This is a genomic window from Streptococcus mitis SK575 (genome assembly GCF_000257865.1).
Lineage (GTDB): Bacteria > Bacillota > Bacilli > Lactobacillales > Streptococcaceae > Streptococcus > Streptococcus mitis_CQ.
Genome location: NZ_AICU01000086.1, coordinates 35,212 through 50,266, shown reverse-complemented (window position 1 = coordinate 50,266; position 15,055 = coordinate 35,212). Strand labels below are relative to the sequence as shown.

The following is a 15,055-nucleotide window of genomic DNA, read 5'->3' as shown; positions in this document are numbered from 1 at the left end:
ATGAAAAAAATTGTCTTTACAGGTGGGGGGACGGTTGGACACGTGACCCTCAATCTTTTGTTAATGCCCAAGTTCATCGAAGATGGTTGGGAAGTCCACTATATCGGAGATAAACGTGGTATTGAACACCAAGAAATCCTCAAGTCAGGCTTGGATGTCACCTTCCACTCCATTGCGACTGGGAAATTGCGTCGCTATTTCTCTTGGCAAAATATGCTGGACGTCTTCAAAGTTGGCTGGGGAATCGTCCAATCGCTCTTTATCATGTTACGAATTCGTCCACAGGCCCTTTTTTCAAAGGGAGGCTTTGTCTCAGTGCCGCCTGTTATCGCTGCGCGTGTGTCAGGAGTGCCAGTCTTTATTCACGAATCTGACCTGTCTATGGGCTTGGCAAATAAAATTGCCTATAAATTTGCTACTAAGATGTATTCAACCTTTGAGCAAGCTTCAAGTTTGTCTAAGGTCGAGCATGTGGGAGCAGTGACCAAGGTTTCAGATCAAAAAAATCCAGAACCCGATGAATTGGTGGATATTCAAACCCATTTTAATCCCCAATTACCAACTATACTGTTTGTAGGTGGTTCAGCAGGTGCTCGTGTCTTTAACCAATTGGTAACAGACCATAAGAAAGATCTGACAGAGCGCTACAATATTATCAATCTAACTGGAGATTCTAGCCTGAACGAGTTGAGCCAAAATCTTTTTCGTGTTGACTATGTGACCAGTCTCTATCAACCCTTAATGGAATTGGCTGATATTGTTGTGACACGGGGTGGTGCCAATACGATTTTTGAGCTCTTGGCCATGGCAAAATTACATGTTATTGTGCCGCTTGGTCGTGAAGCTAGTCGTGGAGACCAGATTGAGAACGCAGCCTACTTTGTTAAGAAAGGCTATGCAGAAGAGCTTCAAGAAAGCGATTTGACCTTGGACAGTTTAGAAGAGAAGCTTTCTCACTTACTAAGTCACAAGGAAGACTACCAAGCTAAGATGAAGGCTTCAAAGGAATTGAAATCTCTAGCAGATTTTTATCAATTGTTGAAAAAAGATTTATCATAAGGAAAGTAAATGTCAAAAGATAAGAAAAATGAGGGCAAAGAAATCCTCGAAGAATTTAAAGAGTTATCAGAATGGCAGAAACGGAACCAAGAATATCTAAAAAAGAAGGCTGAAGAAGAGGTGGCCCTAGCTGAGGAGAAGGAAAAGGAAAGACAAGCTCAAATGGGAGAAGAATCTGAGAAATCAGAGGACCAGGAGAGTGAAACAGACCATGAAGACTCAGAAGCAGCTAAGGAAGAGTCTGAGGAAAAAGTAGAATCCTCAGAGGGTGACAAAGAGGAAAAAGAGATAGAAGAATCAGGATCTAAAGAGGACGAGGACCAGGATAAAAAGGCTATAAAAGAAAAACCAGCCAAAGCAAAGATTCCTGGCCTCCATATCTTGCGAGCTCTAACGATTTTATTTCCAAGTCTGCTTTTATTGATTATCTCTGCTTACTTACTCAGTCCTTATGCGACCATGAAGGATATCCGTGTTGAGGGAACGGTGCAAACTACGGCTGATGATATCCGACAGGCTTCAGGCATTCAGGATTCGGATTATACGATTAACCTTTTGCTAGACAAGGCAAAATATGAAGAGCGGATCAAGTCTAACTATTGGGTTGAATCAGCTCAGCTTGTTTATCAATTTCCAACTAAGTTCACTATCAAGGTTAAGGAATATGATATTGTGGCCTACTATATTTCTGGTGAAAACCATTATCCTATTCTTTCCAGTGGTCAGCTTGAGACCAGTTCTGTGAGCCTGGTCAGTTTACCAGAAACTTATTTATCAGTTCTCTTTAATGACAGCGAACAAATCAAGGCTTTTGTCTCAGAACTTGCTCAAATTAGCCCAGAACTTAAGGCGGCTATTGAAAAGGTGGAACTAGCCCCAAGCAAGGTAACATCAGATTTAATTCGATTGACTATGAATGATTCAGACGAAGTCTTGGTTCCCCTTTCTGAAATGAGTAAGAAACTGCCTTATTACAGCAAGATTAAGCCTCAATTGTCAGAACCAAGTGTGGTCGATATGGAAGCTGGAATTTACAGTTACACAGTGGCGGATAAATTAATTATGGAGGCTGAGGAAAAAGCCAAACAAGAGGCTAAGGAAGCTGAGAAAAAGCAGGAAGAAGAACGTAAACGTTTAGAAGAAGAACAGAAAAAACAAGAGGAACAGAGCAATCGAAACCAAACGACCCAGCGCTCATCGCGTCGCTAGGTTTAGCTTTTCTTCTATAGCTCTCTTTAGTTGCCATGTTTTTACTTGACAAGTGCTAGTAGAAATAATAGAATAGTAAAAAACCTTTAAAGCAGTCCAGAGAGGCAGCTAAGGTTAGACGGTGAAAGGGTGGAGACTACCCATTTTTCGTGGAACCTTGCTGTTGGCAGGTTCCTTTTTTCGTGGCTTCTTGTGGCCAGACTCTCTCACTAGCAAAGGTAAAAGGAGAAACCTATGCGAGAACATCGTCCAGTCATTGCTCTTGATTTTCCTAGTTTTGAGGCGGTCAAGGAATTCTTAGCTCTTTTTCCAGCAGAAGAAAGCCTTTATCTAAAGGTAGGGATGGAGCTTTATTACGCAACGGGGCCTGAGATTGTGTCTTACTTGAAAGATTTGGGTCACAGTGTCTTTTTGGATCTCAAGTTGCATGACATTCCCAATACAGTCAAATCAGCTATGAAGGTCCTGTCTCAGCTTGGTGTGGATATGACCAATGTTCATGCTGCTGGAGGTGTAGAGATGATGAAGGCTGCGCGTGAAGGTCTTGGAAGTCAAGCCAAATTGATCGCTGTAACGCAGCTGACATCAACCTCAGAAGCTCAGATGCAGAACTTTCAAAATATCCAAACCAGCCTGCAAGAGTCTGTGATTCATTATGCCAAGAAGACAGCTGAAGCGGGTTTGGACGGTGTCGTTTGCTCGGCTCAGGAAGTGCAAGTCATCAAACAGGCTACCAATCTAGAGTTTATCTGTCTGACACCGGGCATTCGTCCTACAGGTGCTGCAGTTGGAGACCAAAAACGCGTGATGACGCCAGCGGATGCCTATCAAATCGGTAGTGACTATATCGTGGTGGGACGTCCCATTACCCAAGCTGAAAATCCTGTTGCAGCTTATCATGCCATCAAGGATGAATGGACACAGGACTGGAATTAAAGAACTAGATTAGAAAAATAAAAGGAGAATACCATGACACTTGCTAAAGATATCGCTAGCCACCTCTTGAAAATCCAAGCCGTTTACCTCAAACCAGAGGAGCCTTTCACTTGGGCATCTGGTATCAAGTCGCCGATTTATACTGATAATCGTGTGACATTAGCCTATCCAGAAACTCGTACTCTCATTGAAAATGGTTTTGTGGATGCTATCAAAGAAGCCTTTCCTGAGGTTGAGGTGATTGCAGGAACTGCGACAGCAGGGATTCCTCACGGAGCCATCATTGCTGATAAGATGAATTTACCATTTGCCTACATCCGTAGCAAACCAAAAGACCATGGAGCTGGTAATCAAATTGAAGGCCGTGTAGCTCAGGGTCAAAAAATGGTAGTGGTTGAAGACCTCATTTCAACTGGTGGTTCTGTTCTCGAGGCCGTAGCAGCCGCTAAACGCGAAGGAGCAGATGTGCTTGGAGTAGTAGCGATTTTCAGCTACCAATTGCCAAAAGCAGATAAGAACTTTGCGGATGCTGGCGTGAAATTGGTAACACTTTCAAACTATAGTGAGCTTATCCATCTAGCCCAAGAAGAAGGCTATATCACACCAGAAGGACTCGATCTTCTAAAACGCTTTAAAGAAGACCAAGAAAATTGGCAAAATGCTTAAGACATAGAAAATCAGGTAGTCACTAGGCTTACCTGATTTCTTTTTGTGATTTCATGAGTATTAGTCGACTTTTCCACCTTCAACAACTAGGTCATCTGCTTTAGCAGCGTCACCGTAGGTTGGGTGGAGTGTTTTTTCATAGGCCTTGTGGAAGAAGTTTTCCTTACCTAATTTTTCAATATCTTTATTGAGGAAGTCTAGCAATTCTTGGTTCCCTTTTTGAACTGCCGCTGCAATGGTATCTGGATTACCGAGGGAAGTAATTCCTACTTCAAATCCTTTGTTTTCAAGCGCCCAAGCTAGGACTTCCGTATTGTCAGTTGAAAAGGCATCTCCACGTCCGTCAAGAAGGGCTTGGTAAGAGTCGCTGTATTGGTCGTATTTTTGAAGTTTGATTTCTGGATGATTTTTTTCAAAATAAGTCTCAGCCGTCGTTCCTTTTGTGACAATCAAGGTTTTACCTTCAAGTTGTTTGACGTCTGTAATGAGACCAGTCTTAGGTGATACGACACCCAGAGAAACTTTCATATATGGAAGGGCAAAATCAACTTGTTTCTTGCGTTCGTCAGTTACTGTAAAGTTGGCAAGGGTAATATCCACCTTGTTTGAAATCAAGTATTCAGCACGGTTGGCAGCATCGACTGAAACGTATTTAACCTTGACACCTAGGTCTTGGGCCAGCTGGTTTCCCAACTCGATGTCGTAACCTTGATAAGAACCGTCATTGTCAACATAACCAAATGGTTTCTTGTCTCCAAATACGGCGATTCGTAGCTCACCGCTTTTTTTGATTTCATCGATAGTGCGAGCCTTGGCAGTGGTTTTTCCAGATGATGAACCAGCATTTCCACCTGAGCTACAAGCTGTAACAAAGATGAGGGCAAAGGCAAGTGCCAAAACAGTTAAGAGTGGTTTGAGTAGTTTCATAAAAATCTCCTTTATAGATATGAGCCAAATTGGCTAAAGTCAAAGACGTTTAAAAATTCCTGAGCTCGTTTGGTTTGCGGATTGGTAAAGAAGGCTTGAGCCGTTCCTTCTTCAGCGATTTTCCCTTGGTCTAGGAAGATAATGCGGTCTGCAATGGCTTGGGCAAACTGCATTTCATGAGTTACTAAAATCATGGTGCGACCTTCTTGAGCCAAGTCATTGATGAGTTCTAGCACCTCACGTACCATTTCTGGATCTAGCGAAGCAGTCACTTCGTCAAAGAGGATAATTTCTGGATGCATGAGGAGGGCACGGACAATTGCAACCCGTTGCTTTTGTCCACCAGATAATTGACGCGCAAAGCTATGTTGTTTATCCAACAATCCGACACGTTCCAGTAGTTGCAGAGCTTCTTCTGTTACTTCCTTCTTGTCTCTTCCCTGAGCCTTGATAGGGCCTAGGATGAGGTTTTGTAAGACATCCAGATGGGGAAAGAGTTCATAACTTTGAAAGACCATGCCAATCTTTTGGCGAACTAGGTGAAAGTCTTTTTTATTTTCAACGATAGACTGACCATCTAGCAGAATATTTCCACCTTGAATACTTTCTAAGCCATTGAGGCAACGAAGGAGGGTACTTTTACCACAACCAGATGGCCCTAGGATAACGACAACTTCTCCCTTTTTAATATCTAAAGAAAGTCCTTGGAGGATGGGATTGTCTCCGAAGGATTTTTTGAGTTCCTTGATTTCTAAGATAGTTTCAGACATTTAGTTCCTCCAATGTTTTTCTAAGTGAGTGGATAGTTTGGAAATAGGGAAGCAGACTGCGAAATACAAGACTAGAATGGTTCCATAAATCCAAAAGGAAGCAGTTGGGATAGTCAGGCGATTGCTATCAATGATTTGTTGTCCTACCTTGGTAACTTCAACAACCCCAATCAAAACGACCAAGGAAGTCGTTTTAATCATCCGAGTGACAAGGTTGATGGCTTGCGGTAGCAGTCTTCTTAAGACTTGTGGGATGATAATGTGGTAGTAAAGTTGAACATTGGTCAAGCCAAGCGCTTGTCCGGTTTCAAACTGATGCTTAGGAAGGGAAGTGATGGCTCCACGTACCAAGTCTCCCATTTCAGCTGTTCCCCAGAGGGTAAAAACGATAATAGCTGAAGTCTCACCTGAGATATTGATATTAAAGTTTCGAGCTAAGCCAAAGTAAACGATGAAGAGCAACACCAGCTGGGGCATGATACGGATAAATTCCAGATACAATCGTGTTAAAAATCGTATGATTCTAGAATGAGAGGTCATGATGATTCCCATGACTGTTCCGAACATCATGGATAAGAGGACAGACAGGATGGATATCCCAATCGTAACGCCCAATCCCTGTAAGATTCTCAAGAGATTATTTCCCTGAAAGAGTACTTGGATTCCCGAATCCTGCATGGCGGAGCCTCCTTTCTATCCAGCTAAAGACCAGTGAGATGGGTAGCAGCATGATCAGATAAGCAACTACCAACATAGCAAGCGCAATGTCTGTCTCATAGTAGAGCCCAATCAAGTCCTTGGCGACATACATGAGATCGGCCAAAGCCACTGCTGAGAAAACAGAGGTTTCCTTGATCAGGAAAATGACATTGGCACTAAAAGAGGGGAGTGCCACCGCTGTTGCTTGCGGAAGAACCACATAGCGAAAGACCTGTATAGGTGTCAGACCGATAGCTAATCCAATCTCCTGCTGGGTTTGACTGACGGCTTCCAGGCCACTTCGGAAAGATTCTGCCATATAGGAGCCTCCTAAAAAGACCAGTCCTAAAGTGGCACAGACTTCTGAAGATAGGACAATCCCTACTCTAGGAAGTCCGAAGTAGAGAAAGAAGAGTTGAATCAAAAGGGGCGTATTGCGTGACAATTCAATATAGGCTGTCGCTACTTGCGCCAAAACAGGGATGCGGTAATGCCGGATGATACTAACGATTAAGCCGAGCAGAAAGGATCCCAGAATCCCCCAAACTGCAATATGCAAGGTCAGAAAGAATGCCTTTTGATATAGTGGTAGATATTGTTCAACAATGGACCAATCCAAAAATAGAACCTCCCATCTAGAAATAATACAGTTATTGTAGCACTTAAAATCTTCTTTGGATAATATCTATTTTTTATTGCCGTTATAAGGATTTTTTATCATAGACATAAAATTTCTGAAATTTCCAAACAAAATATTTGAAAAGTTTTGAAAAAAGAGTTAAGATATTTTTGTAATATACAAAGTAAACGCTTACTTATTAAGGAGGGCATTTTATGTCATACAAAACAAGCAATGCAGAAGGCCATGTAGATTTCATCAATACCTATGATTTGGAGCCAATGGCGCAACAAGTTATTCCGAAAGCAGCATTTGGCTATATCGCCAGTGGGGCGGAAGATACTTTCACTTTGCGTGAGAATATTCGCGCCTTTAACCACAAACTCATCGTTCCGCATACGCTTTGCAATGTAGAAAATCCAAGTACAGAGATTGAATTTGCAGGCGAAAAATTGTCTTCACCAATCATTATGGCACCTGTTGCAGCTCATAAATTGGCAAATGAACAGGGTGAAGTGGCGACTGCGCGTGGTGTTCATGAGTTTGGTTCTCTCTATACAACCAGTTCTTACTCTACTGTCGACCTTCCAGAAATTACGGAAGCTCTTCAAGGGACACCTCACTGGTTCCAATTTTACTTTAGTAAGGATGATGGCATTAACCGCCACATCATGGACCGTGTGAAGGCTGAAGGTTATAAAGCTATTGTCTTGACGGCAGATGCGACTGTAGGGGGCAATCGTGAGGTTGATAAGCGTAATGGTTTTGTCTTCCCAGTTGGCATGCCGATTGTTGAAGAATACCTGCCAGAAGGTGCTGGAAAATCAATGGACTTTGTTTACAAATCAGCTAAACAACGCTTGTCTCCACGTGATGTAGAATTTATCGCTGAATACTCAGGACTTCCTGTTTATGTCAAGGGACCACAATGCCGTGAGGACGTTGAACGTTCGCTTGCTGCAGGTGCCTCTGGTATCTGGGTAACCAACCACGGTGGTCGCCAAATCGACGGTGGACCAGCTGCCTTCGACTCACTTCAAGAAGTAGCTGAAGCAGTTGACAAACGCGTACCAATCGTCTTTGACTCAGGTATTCGTCGTGGTCAACACGTCTTTAAAGCCTTGGCTTCAGGAGCAGACTTGGTAGCTATTGGTCGCCCTGTTATCTATGGCTTGGCTCTCGGTGGTAGTGTCGGTGTACGCCAAGTCTTTGAACATTTGAATGCGGAATTGAAGACAGTCATGCAGTTGTCTGGAACTCAGACCATTGAAGATGTCAAACACTTCAAACTCCGTCACAACCCATACAACCCAACCTTCCCAGTTGACCCTCGTGACTTAAAATTGTATTGATAAACCAGCTTGCCTCCACTAAGTGTGGAGGTTTTTGCTTGTGTTTTATAAGTTTAAATAAGGTCAATTTGTATCAAAAAACCATATAGATATATTTTTCGAACAAATATCTTGCTAGGGCTTTCATTTTTTGCTATACTGGTGCAGTAATTAAATAATAAAGACATTTGGGGTGCTTTAGGCTGAGATGATACCCATTGAACCTGATACAGTTAATACTGGCGAAGGGAAATGTGAACAGTTTTTTTCGTATGGCGAAATGAACGATTTAATCTTGTAAGTCAACTCTAATTCTTGATTGTAATTGGAGTTTTTTTGTTTATATAAACTGGAGAGGCTTATTTAGGTAGCTCTCTGCAAATGCCCTCGATGTTCTTTAAAAGTATCAAGTGAAACTTCGATTTTGCTTGATATCTCTTGGTGTTTAGTGTAAAGAGAGGAAAAGTAAATATGGAAACACAAGACTATGCATTTCAGCCAGGTTTGACTGTTGGAGAATTATTAAAAAGCAGTCAGAAGGATTGGCAGGCTGCAATAAATCATCGTTTTGTTAAGGAACTTTTTGCGGGGACAATTGAGAATAAGGTCTTAAAAGAATACCTGATTCAAGATTATCACTTCTTTGATGCCTTCTTATCCATGCTGGGTGCTTGCGTAGCCCACGCAGACCAGCTTGAATCCAAACTTCGTTTTGCTAAGCAACTAGGCTTTCTTGAAGCAGATGAAGACGGTTATTTCCAAAAGGCTTTCAAAGAGTTAAAAGTATCTGAGAATGACTATCTGGAAGTGACCTTGCACCCTGTAACAAAAGCCTTTCAGGATTTAATGTATTCTGCTGTTTCATCATCAGACTATGCCCATCTTTTGGTCATGTTGGTCATTGCAGAAGGTCTCTATTTAGACTGGGGTTCTGAAGATTTGGCTCTACCTGAAGCCTATATTCATTCGGAATGGATCCATCTCCACAGAGGTCCTTTCTTTACAGAGTGGGTTCAATTTTTGGTTGACGAACTCAATCGTGTCGGGAAAGGGCGAGAAGATTTGACAGAACTTCAGCAACGCTGGAATCAAGCAGTTGATTTAGAATTAGCCTTTTTTGATATTGGTTATGAATTATAGGACAGATTTAATTCTTTTATGTATTTTAAAATAATTAACAAACAAAATATGTAAATATATTTTCTAGTCAAATATCTTGCTAGGGCTTTCAAATTCTGTTATACTAGTCCAGTAATAAAATAATAAAGACATTTGGGGTGCTTTAGGCTGAGATAATACCCATTGAACCTGATACAGTTAAGACTGGCGAAGGGAAATGTGAAAAGGTTTTTTTCGTATGTCGAAAAGAACTGTCTAATCTTGTAAGCTAAACTCTAATTCTCGTTCGTAATTGGAGTTTTTTTGTTTATCAAAAGAGGATAGGCTTGACGGTAAGTCTTTCGGTAGCTCTCCTTGAATGCCCCACTTTTCTTTAAAAAAGGAGTTTTTTATGTTGAAAAAATGGCAGTTAAAAGATGTTATCTTACTTGCTTTCTTGTCTATCTTTTTTGGTGGCGTTTTTGTAGGATCTGGCTATCTGTTTGATATCCTCACTCTGATTTTAGTCCCTCTTGGCTTGCAGGCCTTTGCCAATGAAATCCTCTTTGGTCTCTGGTGTATGGCTGCGCCTATTGCTGCAATCTTTGTTCCAAGAGTCGGAAGTGCAACGATTGGTGAAGTGCTAGCTGCGCTTGCTGAAGTCCTTTATGGTAGCCAATTCGGTCTAGGTGCCCTTTTGTCTGGTTTGGTTCAAGGTTTGGGAAGTGAACTTGGTTTTATCGTAACCAAGAATCGCTATGAAAGTTGGCTCTCTCTAACTGCTAATAGTATTGGGATTACGCTTGTTAGCTTTGTCTATGAATACATTAAGTTAGGTTACTACGCCTTCTCCCTTCCTTTTGTCCTTTCCTTGTTTGTGGTGCGCTTTATTTCTGTCTTTTTCTTCTGTACCATCTTGGTTCGTGCCATTGTCAAACTTTATCATCAGTTTGCAGCTGGGGGCAAGGCATAGATGGGGCTGGAACTACGAGCGATTCAGTCCCCAATCTTCTCTGAACCGCTTGATTTTACTTTTCATGCGCAAGCCTTTACTTTGTTAGTTGGGAGCAGTGGTTCAGGAAAATCTAGCCTCTTTCAAATGATCGCCCAAGTCAGTTCTCTTCCCTATAGCGGTCAAGTCCTGATAAATGGGAGCGAGGTCAGTCAGCTTTCTATCATCGAACGTGTCCAGACGGTTGGTATCCTCTTTCAAAATCCCAATCATCAATTTACCATGGAGAACTTGTTTGAGGAGCTGATTTTTACCTTGGAGAATATTGAGCATCCCGTTCAGGAAATTGATTCTAAAATAGCAGAGGTTGTCCAGCAATGTCGCTGCGAGAAGATCTTGCACCGTCCAATTCATCACTTATCAGGTGGAGAAAAGCAAAAGGCTGCTTTGGCTGTTCTCTTTGCTATGAATCCTAGGGTCTATCTCTTGGATGAGCCCTTCGCTTCCATTGACCGCAAGAGTAGGATAGAGATATTGGAGATTCTAAAAGAGTTGGTCTCTGATGGGAAGACAGTTGTTTTGTGCGACCATGATTTATCTGATTATGAAGCCTATATCGACCATATGGTGGAGCTAAGAGACGGACAACTAAGGAAAATAAATCAAATCCCTGCCTCTGAAATGACACAGGCTGTTTCAAAGGAAGTTGCTTCTAGCCCGGAACTGTTCCATATGGATCGAACGACTTGTGAGCTAGATAAGCGTCCCCTCTTTTCGATTGTGGATTTTACATTTTACCAAGGAATTTCCTGTATCTTGGGTGACAATGGTGTCGGGAAATCAACCCTCTTTCGGTCTATTCTTCAATTTCAAAAGTATAAGGGGCGCATTACCTGGAAGGGGACAGTCTTGAAAAAGAAAAAGAGTTTGTATCGTGACCTGACGGGTGTTGTTCAGGAAGCTGAAAAGCAGTTTATCAGGGCCAGTCTGCGAGAAGAGCTTCAATTAGATAGTCCAGACTCTGAAAGAAATCAGCGAATTTTCCAAGCTTTACGGTATTTTGATCTGGAGCAGGCACTCGATAAGAGCCCCTATCAATTAAGTGGTGGTCAGCAAAAGATTCTTCAGCTCTTGACCATCTTGACCAGCAAGGCTTCTGTGATCTTGCTGGATGAACCTTTTGCAGGTTTGGATGATAGAGCTTGCCATTATTTTTGTCAGTGGATTCTGGAGGAGAGAAATCAGGGAAGAAGTTTTCTGATCATTAGCCATCGTTTAGATCCCTTGATCTCTGTGGTTGATTATTGGATTGAGATGACTAGTCAGGGTCTCAGTCATGTGAAAGCAGTGACAATTGCCAAACCACTCACATCTCAGAGTAGCAATACCCAAGGGGAGGTGAGATAGTATGGTCAAAGTAGCAACCCAGACACCGATTATCAGTCTCTTCTTGCTGATTTTATCCTTGGAAACATCTTTCGTTCCTTCGATTGCTCTTAATCTCTCGGTAGTCGCATTTTGTATTCTCTTTATGCTCTATTACCGTAGATTTAAAGTATTGGCTTGGATGATTCTGCTCGCCATTTTGCCATCTTTGGCCAACTACTGGGCAGTTCAGTTACATGGGGATGCTTCGCAGGCAGTCATGCTTGGAACGAGGGCTTTTGTGACGGTTTGTATTGGCCTTGTCTTTGTTTCCTCTATTTCCCTAAAAGAGCTTCTCTTGTACTTGTCCCAAAAGGGGTTATCACGCTCTTGGGCCTACGCCTTGATTGTGGTATTCAATTCCTTCCCCCTCATTCAGCAAGAAATCAAGTCCCTCAAGGAAGCGTGCTTATTACGCGGTCAAGAACTGCATTTTTGGTCTCCCTTGATTTACAGCAAGGTTCTGATGACAGTCTTTAGGTGGCGCCATCTTTACCTGAGGGCTCTATCGGCGCATGGATATGACGAACATGCACAGGTGGAGAATAGCTATCGGACTTTTTATATTCCTAAAAAAACAAAATTAATCTACCTGCTTTTCTTTTTATTGCTTCAAACCAGTCTATTTTTATAAAGGAGTTATTATGGAATTTACAGATATTGCGATGGAATTATCCAAGGAAGCTTGGCAGGCCTCCTTTCATCACCCCTTTGTTTTACAGTTGCAAGAGGGAAATTTAGAACCTGCAATTTTCCGCTATTACTTGATTCAGGATGCCTACTATCTGAAGGCCTTCTCAGAAGCCTATCACCTCTTGGCTGGAAAGACTTCCAACCAAGAGATGAAAAGACTATTGAAACAAAATGCTCAGAGTCTAGTGGAGGGTGAGTTATTTATCCGCCAACAATTTTTCAAGGAATTGGAAATCAGCGATCAGGAAATGGAGCAACATCCAATCGCTCCAACCTGCTACTATTACATCTCTCATATTTATCGGCAATTTGAAGAAGCAAATCTAGCCATCGCTTTTGCAAGTTTGCTACCTTGTCCTTGGTTATACCATGATATAGGCAAATCCCTTAATCTTAAACCATCACCCAATCCTCTCTACCAGCAATGGATTGAAACTTATATTACGGATGAGTTGGAGCAGCAGATCAGAGAGGAAGAGGCTCTGGTCAATCAACTCTATCGAGAAAGTGACGAGATGGACAAGAAAAAAATGCTAGAAGCCTTCCACATCAGTGTTCATATGGAAGCCAAGTTTTGGGAAATGGCCTACCAACATCAGACATGGAAGAGCGATTTACAGTCTTTAGAAAAAGGAGAAGAATAGAAACATGAGAAAGCACCAATTGCAAGTTCACAAATTAACCATTTTATCCATGATGATTGCCCTTGATGTAGTCCTTACACCTATCTTTCGGATTGAGGGAATGGCACCGATGTCCAGTGTAGTCAATATTCTAGCGGGAATCATGATGGGACCTGTTTATGCCTTGGCTATGGCTACAGTAACAGCCTTTATCCGTATGACAACTCAAGGGATTCCGCCTTTAGCTCTCACAGGAGCGACTTTTGGAGCCCTTCTAGCAGGTCTCTTTTATAAGTATGGTCGAAAATTTTACTTTTCTGCCTTGGGAGAAATTTTGGGAACAGGTATTATTGGTTCTATTGTTTCCTATCCTGTTATGGTACTCTTTACAGGATCGGCTGCTAAACTCAGCTGGTTTATCTATACTCCTCGATTTTTCGGAGCAACCTTGATTGGTACAGCGGTTTCCTTTATTGCCTTTCGATTTTTAATCAAGCAGGAATTCTTTAAAAAAGTGCAGGGATATTTCTTTGCTGAAAGGATAGACTGATGCTGGAATTGACAAATCCTTTTCCTCTGGAAACAGCTTCCCTCATTCACTGCATTACCAATGAGATTTCCTGTGAGATGCTGGCAAATGGGATTTTAGCTCTGGGATGCAAACCTGTCATGGCAGATGATCCCCGTGAGGTTCTTGATTTTACTAAGCAAAGCCAGGCTCTCTTCATCAATTTGGGGCATTTGTCAGCCGAGAAGGAAAAAGCAATTCGTATGGCAGCTTCTTATGCAGCTCAAGTTTCTCTCCCAATGGTAGTAGATGCTGTTGGCGTAACAGCTTCATCCATTCGTAAGAGCTTAGTTAAAGACCTTTTAGACTATAGACCTACGGTCCTTAAAGGAAATATGTCGGAAATCCGAAGTCTTGTTGGTTTAAAGCACCACGGCGTTGGTGTCGATGCCAGTGCTAAAGATCAAGAAACTGAGGATTTGCTTCAAGTCTTGAAAGACTGGTGTCAGACCTATCCTGGTATGTCATTCTTAGTCACAGGCCCCAAGGACCTCATCGTTTCAGAGAATCAGGTTGCTGTATTGGAGAATGGCTGTGCAGAATTAGACTGGATAACAGGGACAGGAGACTTGGTTGGAGCCTTAACAGCTGTTTTTCTCAGCCAAGGAAAGACAGGTTTTGAAGCTTCTTGCTTAGCAGTCTCTTATCTCAATATCTCTGCTGAGAAAATCGCTGTTCAAGAAATGGGATTGGAAGATTTTCGTTACCAAGTACTCAATCAGCTTTCGCTCCTCAAAAGAGATGAGAATTGGCTAGATGGCATCAAAGGAGATATTTATGAATAGAGAAGCACTTAGACTATATCTGGTCACCAATCGCTACCAAGATTCCGTGGAAAGCTTTCTTGAAAAGGTTGAGATGGCTTGCCGTTCAGGGGTTACCATAGTCCAATTACGAGAAAAAAATCTTACAACCAATCAATATTATCAACTGGCAAAAAAAGTCAAGGAAATAACAGATGCCTATCAGGTACCCTTGATAATCGATGATCGGTTGGATATCTGTCTTGCAGTCGATGCTGCTGGTCTGCATATCGGAGACGATGAGTTACCAGTTTCGGTTGCCAGACAAGTCTTGGGCCCTGAAAAAATTCTCGGTGTCACTGCTAAAACTGTAAAAAGAGCCCTCGAGGCAGAAGAAGGAGGGGCGAATTACTTGGGGACAGGAGCCATTTTCCCGACTACGACCAAGGAAAATGCGCCTATCACCCTGATTTCAACCTTGAAAACAATTTGCCAAAGGGTCGCTATTCCAGTAGTTGCCATTGGCGGCTTGACATCAGAGAATATTGACCAACTTATCGGCACGGGTATAGCTGGTGTAGCTGTAGTGCGTGATTTGATGCAGTCAGAAGATATAGAGGCAAAAACACAAGCTTTTTTAACAAAGTTGGATGACATTATTTTCTAATTAATACTCAATGAAAATCAAAGAGCAAACTAGGAAGCTAGCTGCAGGTTGCTCAAAACACAACTTTGAG

The 15,055-nt window shown here is 42.1% G+C and carries 17 protein-coding genes and 2 riboswitches; of the genes, 13 read left to right on the top strand and 4 right to left on the bottom strand.

Annotated elements, in window-relative coordinates; translation table 11 throughout:
- From HMPREF1048_RS11670 to pyrE, 4 genes are all read left to right on the top strand, one after another.
- Positions 1-1,059, top strand: coding sequence for a UDP-N-acetylglucosamine--N-acetylmuramyl-(pentapeptide) pyrophosphoryl-undecaprenol N-acetylglucosamine transferase (locus HMPREF1048_RS11670; protein ID WP_000724818.1), 1,059 nt, complete (start codon positions 1-3; stop codon positions 1,057-1,059).
- 9 nt (positions 1,060-1,068) lie between these two features.
- On the top strand, positions 1,069-2,268 hold the full coding sequence (locus tag HMPREF1048_RS11665; RefSeq protein WP_000031174.1) for a cell division protein FtsQ/DivIB: 1,200 nt from the start codon (positions 1,069-1,071) through the stop codon (positions 2,266-2,268).
- A 234-nt stretch (positions 2,269-2,502) separates the two neighbouring features.
- Positions 2,503-3,204: an orotidine-5'-phosphate decarboxylase gene (gene pyrF, locus HMPREF1048_RS11660; protein ID WP_001206735.1), complete on the top strand. Its 702-nt coding sequence runs from the start codon at positions 2,503-2,505 to the stop codon at positions 3,202-3,204.
- A 33-nt stretch (positions 3,205-3,237) separates the two neighbouring features.
- Positions 3,238-3,870 carry an orotate phosphoribosyltransferase gene (gene pyrE, locus HMPREF1048_RS11655; protein ID WP_000170897.1) on the top strand — a complete coding sequence of 211 codons (633 nt, stop codon included), beginning with the start codon at positions 3,238-3,240 and terminating at the stop codon, positions 3,868-3,870.
- Positions 3,871-3,930: 60 nt separating this feature from the next.
- Here the strand turns inward: pyrE and HMPREF1048_RS11650 are convergent, their stop codons facing one another.
- From HMPREF1048_RS11650 to HMPREF1048_RS11635, 4 genes are read right to left on the bottom strand one after another with little or no spacing between them, the layout of a single operon-like run.
- Complete coding sequence (locus HMPREF1048_RS11650; protein WP_000771297.1) at positions 3,931-4,797, bottom strand: cysteine ABC transporter substrate-binding protein; 867 nt, start codon at positions 4,795-4,797, stop codon at positions 3,931-3,933.
- 11 nt (positions 4,798-4,808) lie between these two features.
- A complete protein-coding gene (locus tag HMPREF1048_RS11645) occupies positions 4,809-5,567 on the bottom strand; it encodes an amino acid ABC transporter ATP-binding protein (RefSeq protein ID WP_000005001.1) in 759 nt (252 codons plus the stop codon).
- On the bottom strand, positions 5,568-6,245 hold the full coding sequence (locus HMPREF1048_RS11640; RefSeq protein ID WP_001154148.1) for an amino acid ABC transporter permease: 678 nt from the start codon (positions 6,243-6,245) through the stop codon (positions 5,568-5,570). It abuts the gene before it with no gap.
- On the bottom strand, positions 6,205-6,885 hold the full coding sequence (locus HMPREF1048_RS11635) for an amino acid ABC transporter permease (RefSeq protein ID WP_000384098.1): 681 nt from the start codon (positions 6,883-6,885) through the stop codon (positions 6,205-6,207). Before HMPREF1048_RS11635 ends, HMPREF1048_RS11640 begins: the two co-directional genes overlap by 41 nt.
- Before the next feature lie 215 nt (positions 6,886-7,100).
- Here HMPREF1048_RS11635 and lctO point away from each other — a divergent pair, with 215 nt between their 5' ends.
- From lctO to thiE, 9 genes are all read left to right on the top strand, one after another.
- A complete protein-coding gene (gene lctO, locus HMPREF1048_RS11630; protein ID WP_000120723.1) occupies positions 7,101-8,237 on the top strand; it encodes an L-lactate oxidase in 1,137 nt (378 codons plus the stop codon).
- 158 nt (positions 8,238-8,395) lie between these two features.
- Positions 8,396-8,484: riboswitch (TPP riboswitch) on the top strand.
- 203 nt (positions 8,485-8,687) lie between these two features.
- Complete coding sequence (locus HMPREF1048_RS11625) at positions 8,688-9,356, top strand: TenA family protein (protein ID WP_000449833.1); 669 nt, start codon at positions 8,688-8,690, stop codon at positions 9,354-9,356.
- Between the two features lie 123 nt (positions 9,357-9,479).
- Positions 9,480-9,568: riboswitch (TPP riboswitch) on the top strand.
- Between the two features lie 158 nt (positions 9,569-9,726).
- Positions 9,727-10,287, top strand: a complete 561-nt coding sequence (locus HMPREF1048_RS11620) for an ECF transporter S component (RefSeq protein ID WP_000915278.1) — start codon at positions 9,727-9,729, stop codon at positions 10,285-10,287.
- On the top strand, positions 10,288-11,673 hold the full coding sequence (locus tag HMPREF1048_RS11615; protein ID WP_000522130.1) for an ATP-binding cassette domain-containing protein: 1,386 nt from the start codon (positions 10,288-10,290) through the stop codon (positions 11,671-11,673).
- 1 nt (position 11,674) lies between these two features.
- Positions 11,675-12,325 (top strand): energy-coupling factor transporter transmembrane component T, encoded by a 651-nt coding sequence (locus HMPREF1048_RS11610; protein ID WP_000241390.1) that lies wholly within the window; start codon positions 11,675-11,677, stop codon positions 12,323-12,325.
- 10 nt (positions 12,326-12,335) lie between these two features.
- A complete protein-coding gene (gene tenA / locus HMPREF1048_RS11605) occupies positions 12,336-13,028 on the top strand; it encodes a thiaminase II (protein WP_000397192.1) in 693 nt (230 codons plus the stop codon).
- 4 nt (positions 13,029-13,032) lie between these two features.
- Complete coding sequence (gene thiW, locus HMPREF1048_RS11600) at positions 13,033-13,557, top strand: energy coupling factor transporter S component ThiW (protein ID WP_001225553.1); 525 nt, start codon at positions 13,033-13,035, stop codon at positions 13,555-13,557.
- On the top strand, positions 13,557-14,360 hold the full coding sequence (thiM, locus tag HMPREF1048_RS11595) for a hydroxyethylthiazole kinase (RefSeq protein ID WP_000891858.1): 804 nt from the start codon (positions 13,557-13,559) through the stop codon (positions 14,358-14,360). The genes thiW and thiM overlap by 1 nt, the downstream gene beginning before the upstream one ends.
- Complete coding sequence (gene thiE / locus HMPREF1048_RS11590; RefSeq protein ID WP_001078240.1) at positions 14,353-14,985, top strand: thiamine phosphate synthase; 633 nt, start codon at positions 14,353-14,355, stop codon at positions 14,983-14,985. Before thiM ends, thiE begins: the two co-directional genes overlap by 8 nt.
- Positions 14,986-15,055: the final 70 nt, after the last annotated feature.

What these genes read in the sequence shown, in the direction of transcription:
- HMPREF1048_RS11670 (WP_000724818.1), top strand. Translation starts at nt 1, where the DNA reads ATGAAAAAAATTGTCTTTACAGGTGGGGGGACGGTTGGACACGTGACC.
- HMPREF1048_RS11665 (WP_000031174.1), top strand. Translation starts at nt 1,069, where the DNA reads ATGTCAAAAGATAAGAAAAATGAGGGCAAAGAAATCCTCGAAGAATTT.
- pyrF (WP_001206735.1), top strand. Translation starts at nt 2,503, where the DNA reads ATGCGAGAACATCGTCCAGTCATTGCTCTTGATTTTCCTAGTTTTGAG.
- pyrE (WP_000170897.1), top strand. Translation starts at nt 3,238, where the DNA reads ATGACACTTGCTAAAGATATCGCTAGCCACCTCTTGAAAATCCAAGCC.
- HMPREF1048_RS11650 (WP_000771297.1), bottom strand. Translation starts at nt 4,797, where the DNA reads ATGAAACTACTCAAACCACTCTTAACTGTTTTGGCACTTGCCTTTGCC.
- HMPREF1048_RS11645 (WP_000005001.1), bottom strand. Translation starts at nt 5,567, where the DNA reads ATGTCTGAAACTATCTTAGAAATCAAGGAACTCAAAAAATCCTTCGGA.
- HMPREF1048_RS11640 (WP_001154148.1), bottom strand. Translation starts at nt 6,245, where the DNA reads ATGCAGGATTCGGGAATCCAAGTACTCTTTCAGGGAAATAATCTCTTG.
- lctO (WP_000120723.1), top strand. Translation starts at nt 7,101, where the DNA reads ATGTCATACAAAACAAGCAATGCAGAAGGCCATGTAGATTTCATCAAT.
- HMPREF1048_RS11625 (WP_000449833.1), top strand. Translation starts at nt 8,688, where the DNA reads ATGGAAACACAAGACTATGCATTTCAGCCAGGTTTGACTGTTGGAGAA.
- HMPREF1048_RS11620 (WP_000915278.1), top strand. Translation starts at nt 9,727, where the DNA reads ATGTTGAAAAAATGGCAGTTAAAAGATGTTATCTTACTTGCTTTCTTG.
- HMPREF1048_RS11615 (WP_000522130.1), top strand. Translation starts at nt 10,288, where the DNA reads ATGGGGCTGGAACTACGAGCGATTCAGTCCCCAATCTTCTCTGAACCG.
- HMPREF1048_RS11610 (WP_000241390.1), top strand. Translation starts at nt 11,675, where the DNA reads ATGGTCAAAGTAGCAACCCAGACACCGATTATCAGTCTCTTCTTGCTG.
- tenA (WP_000397192.1), top strand. Translation starts at nt 12,336, where the DNA reads ATGGAATTTACAGATATTGCGATGGAATTATCCAAGGAAGCTTGGCAG.
- thiW (WP_001225553.1), top strand. Translation starts at nt 13,033, where the DNA reads ATGAGAAAGCACCAATTGCAAGTTCACAAATTAACCATTTTATCCATG.
- thiM (WP_000891858.1), top strand. Translation starts at nt 13,557, where the DNA reads ATGCTGGAATTGACAAATCCTTTTCCTCTGGAAACAGCTTCCCTCATT.
- thiE (WP_001078240.1), top strand. Translation starts at nt 14,353, where the DNA reads ATGAATAGAGAAGCACTTAGACTATATCTGGTCACCAATCGCTACCAA.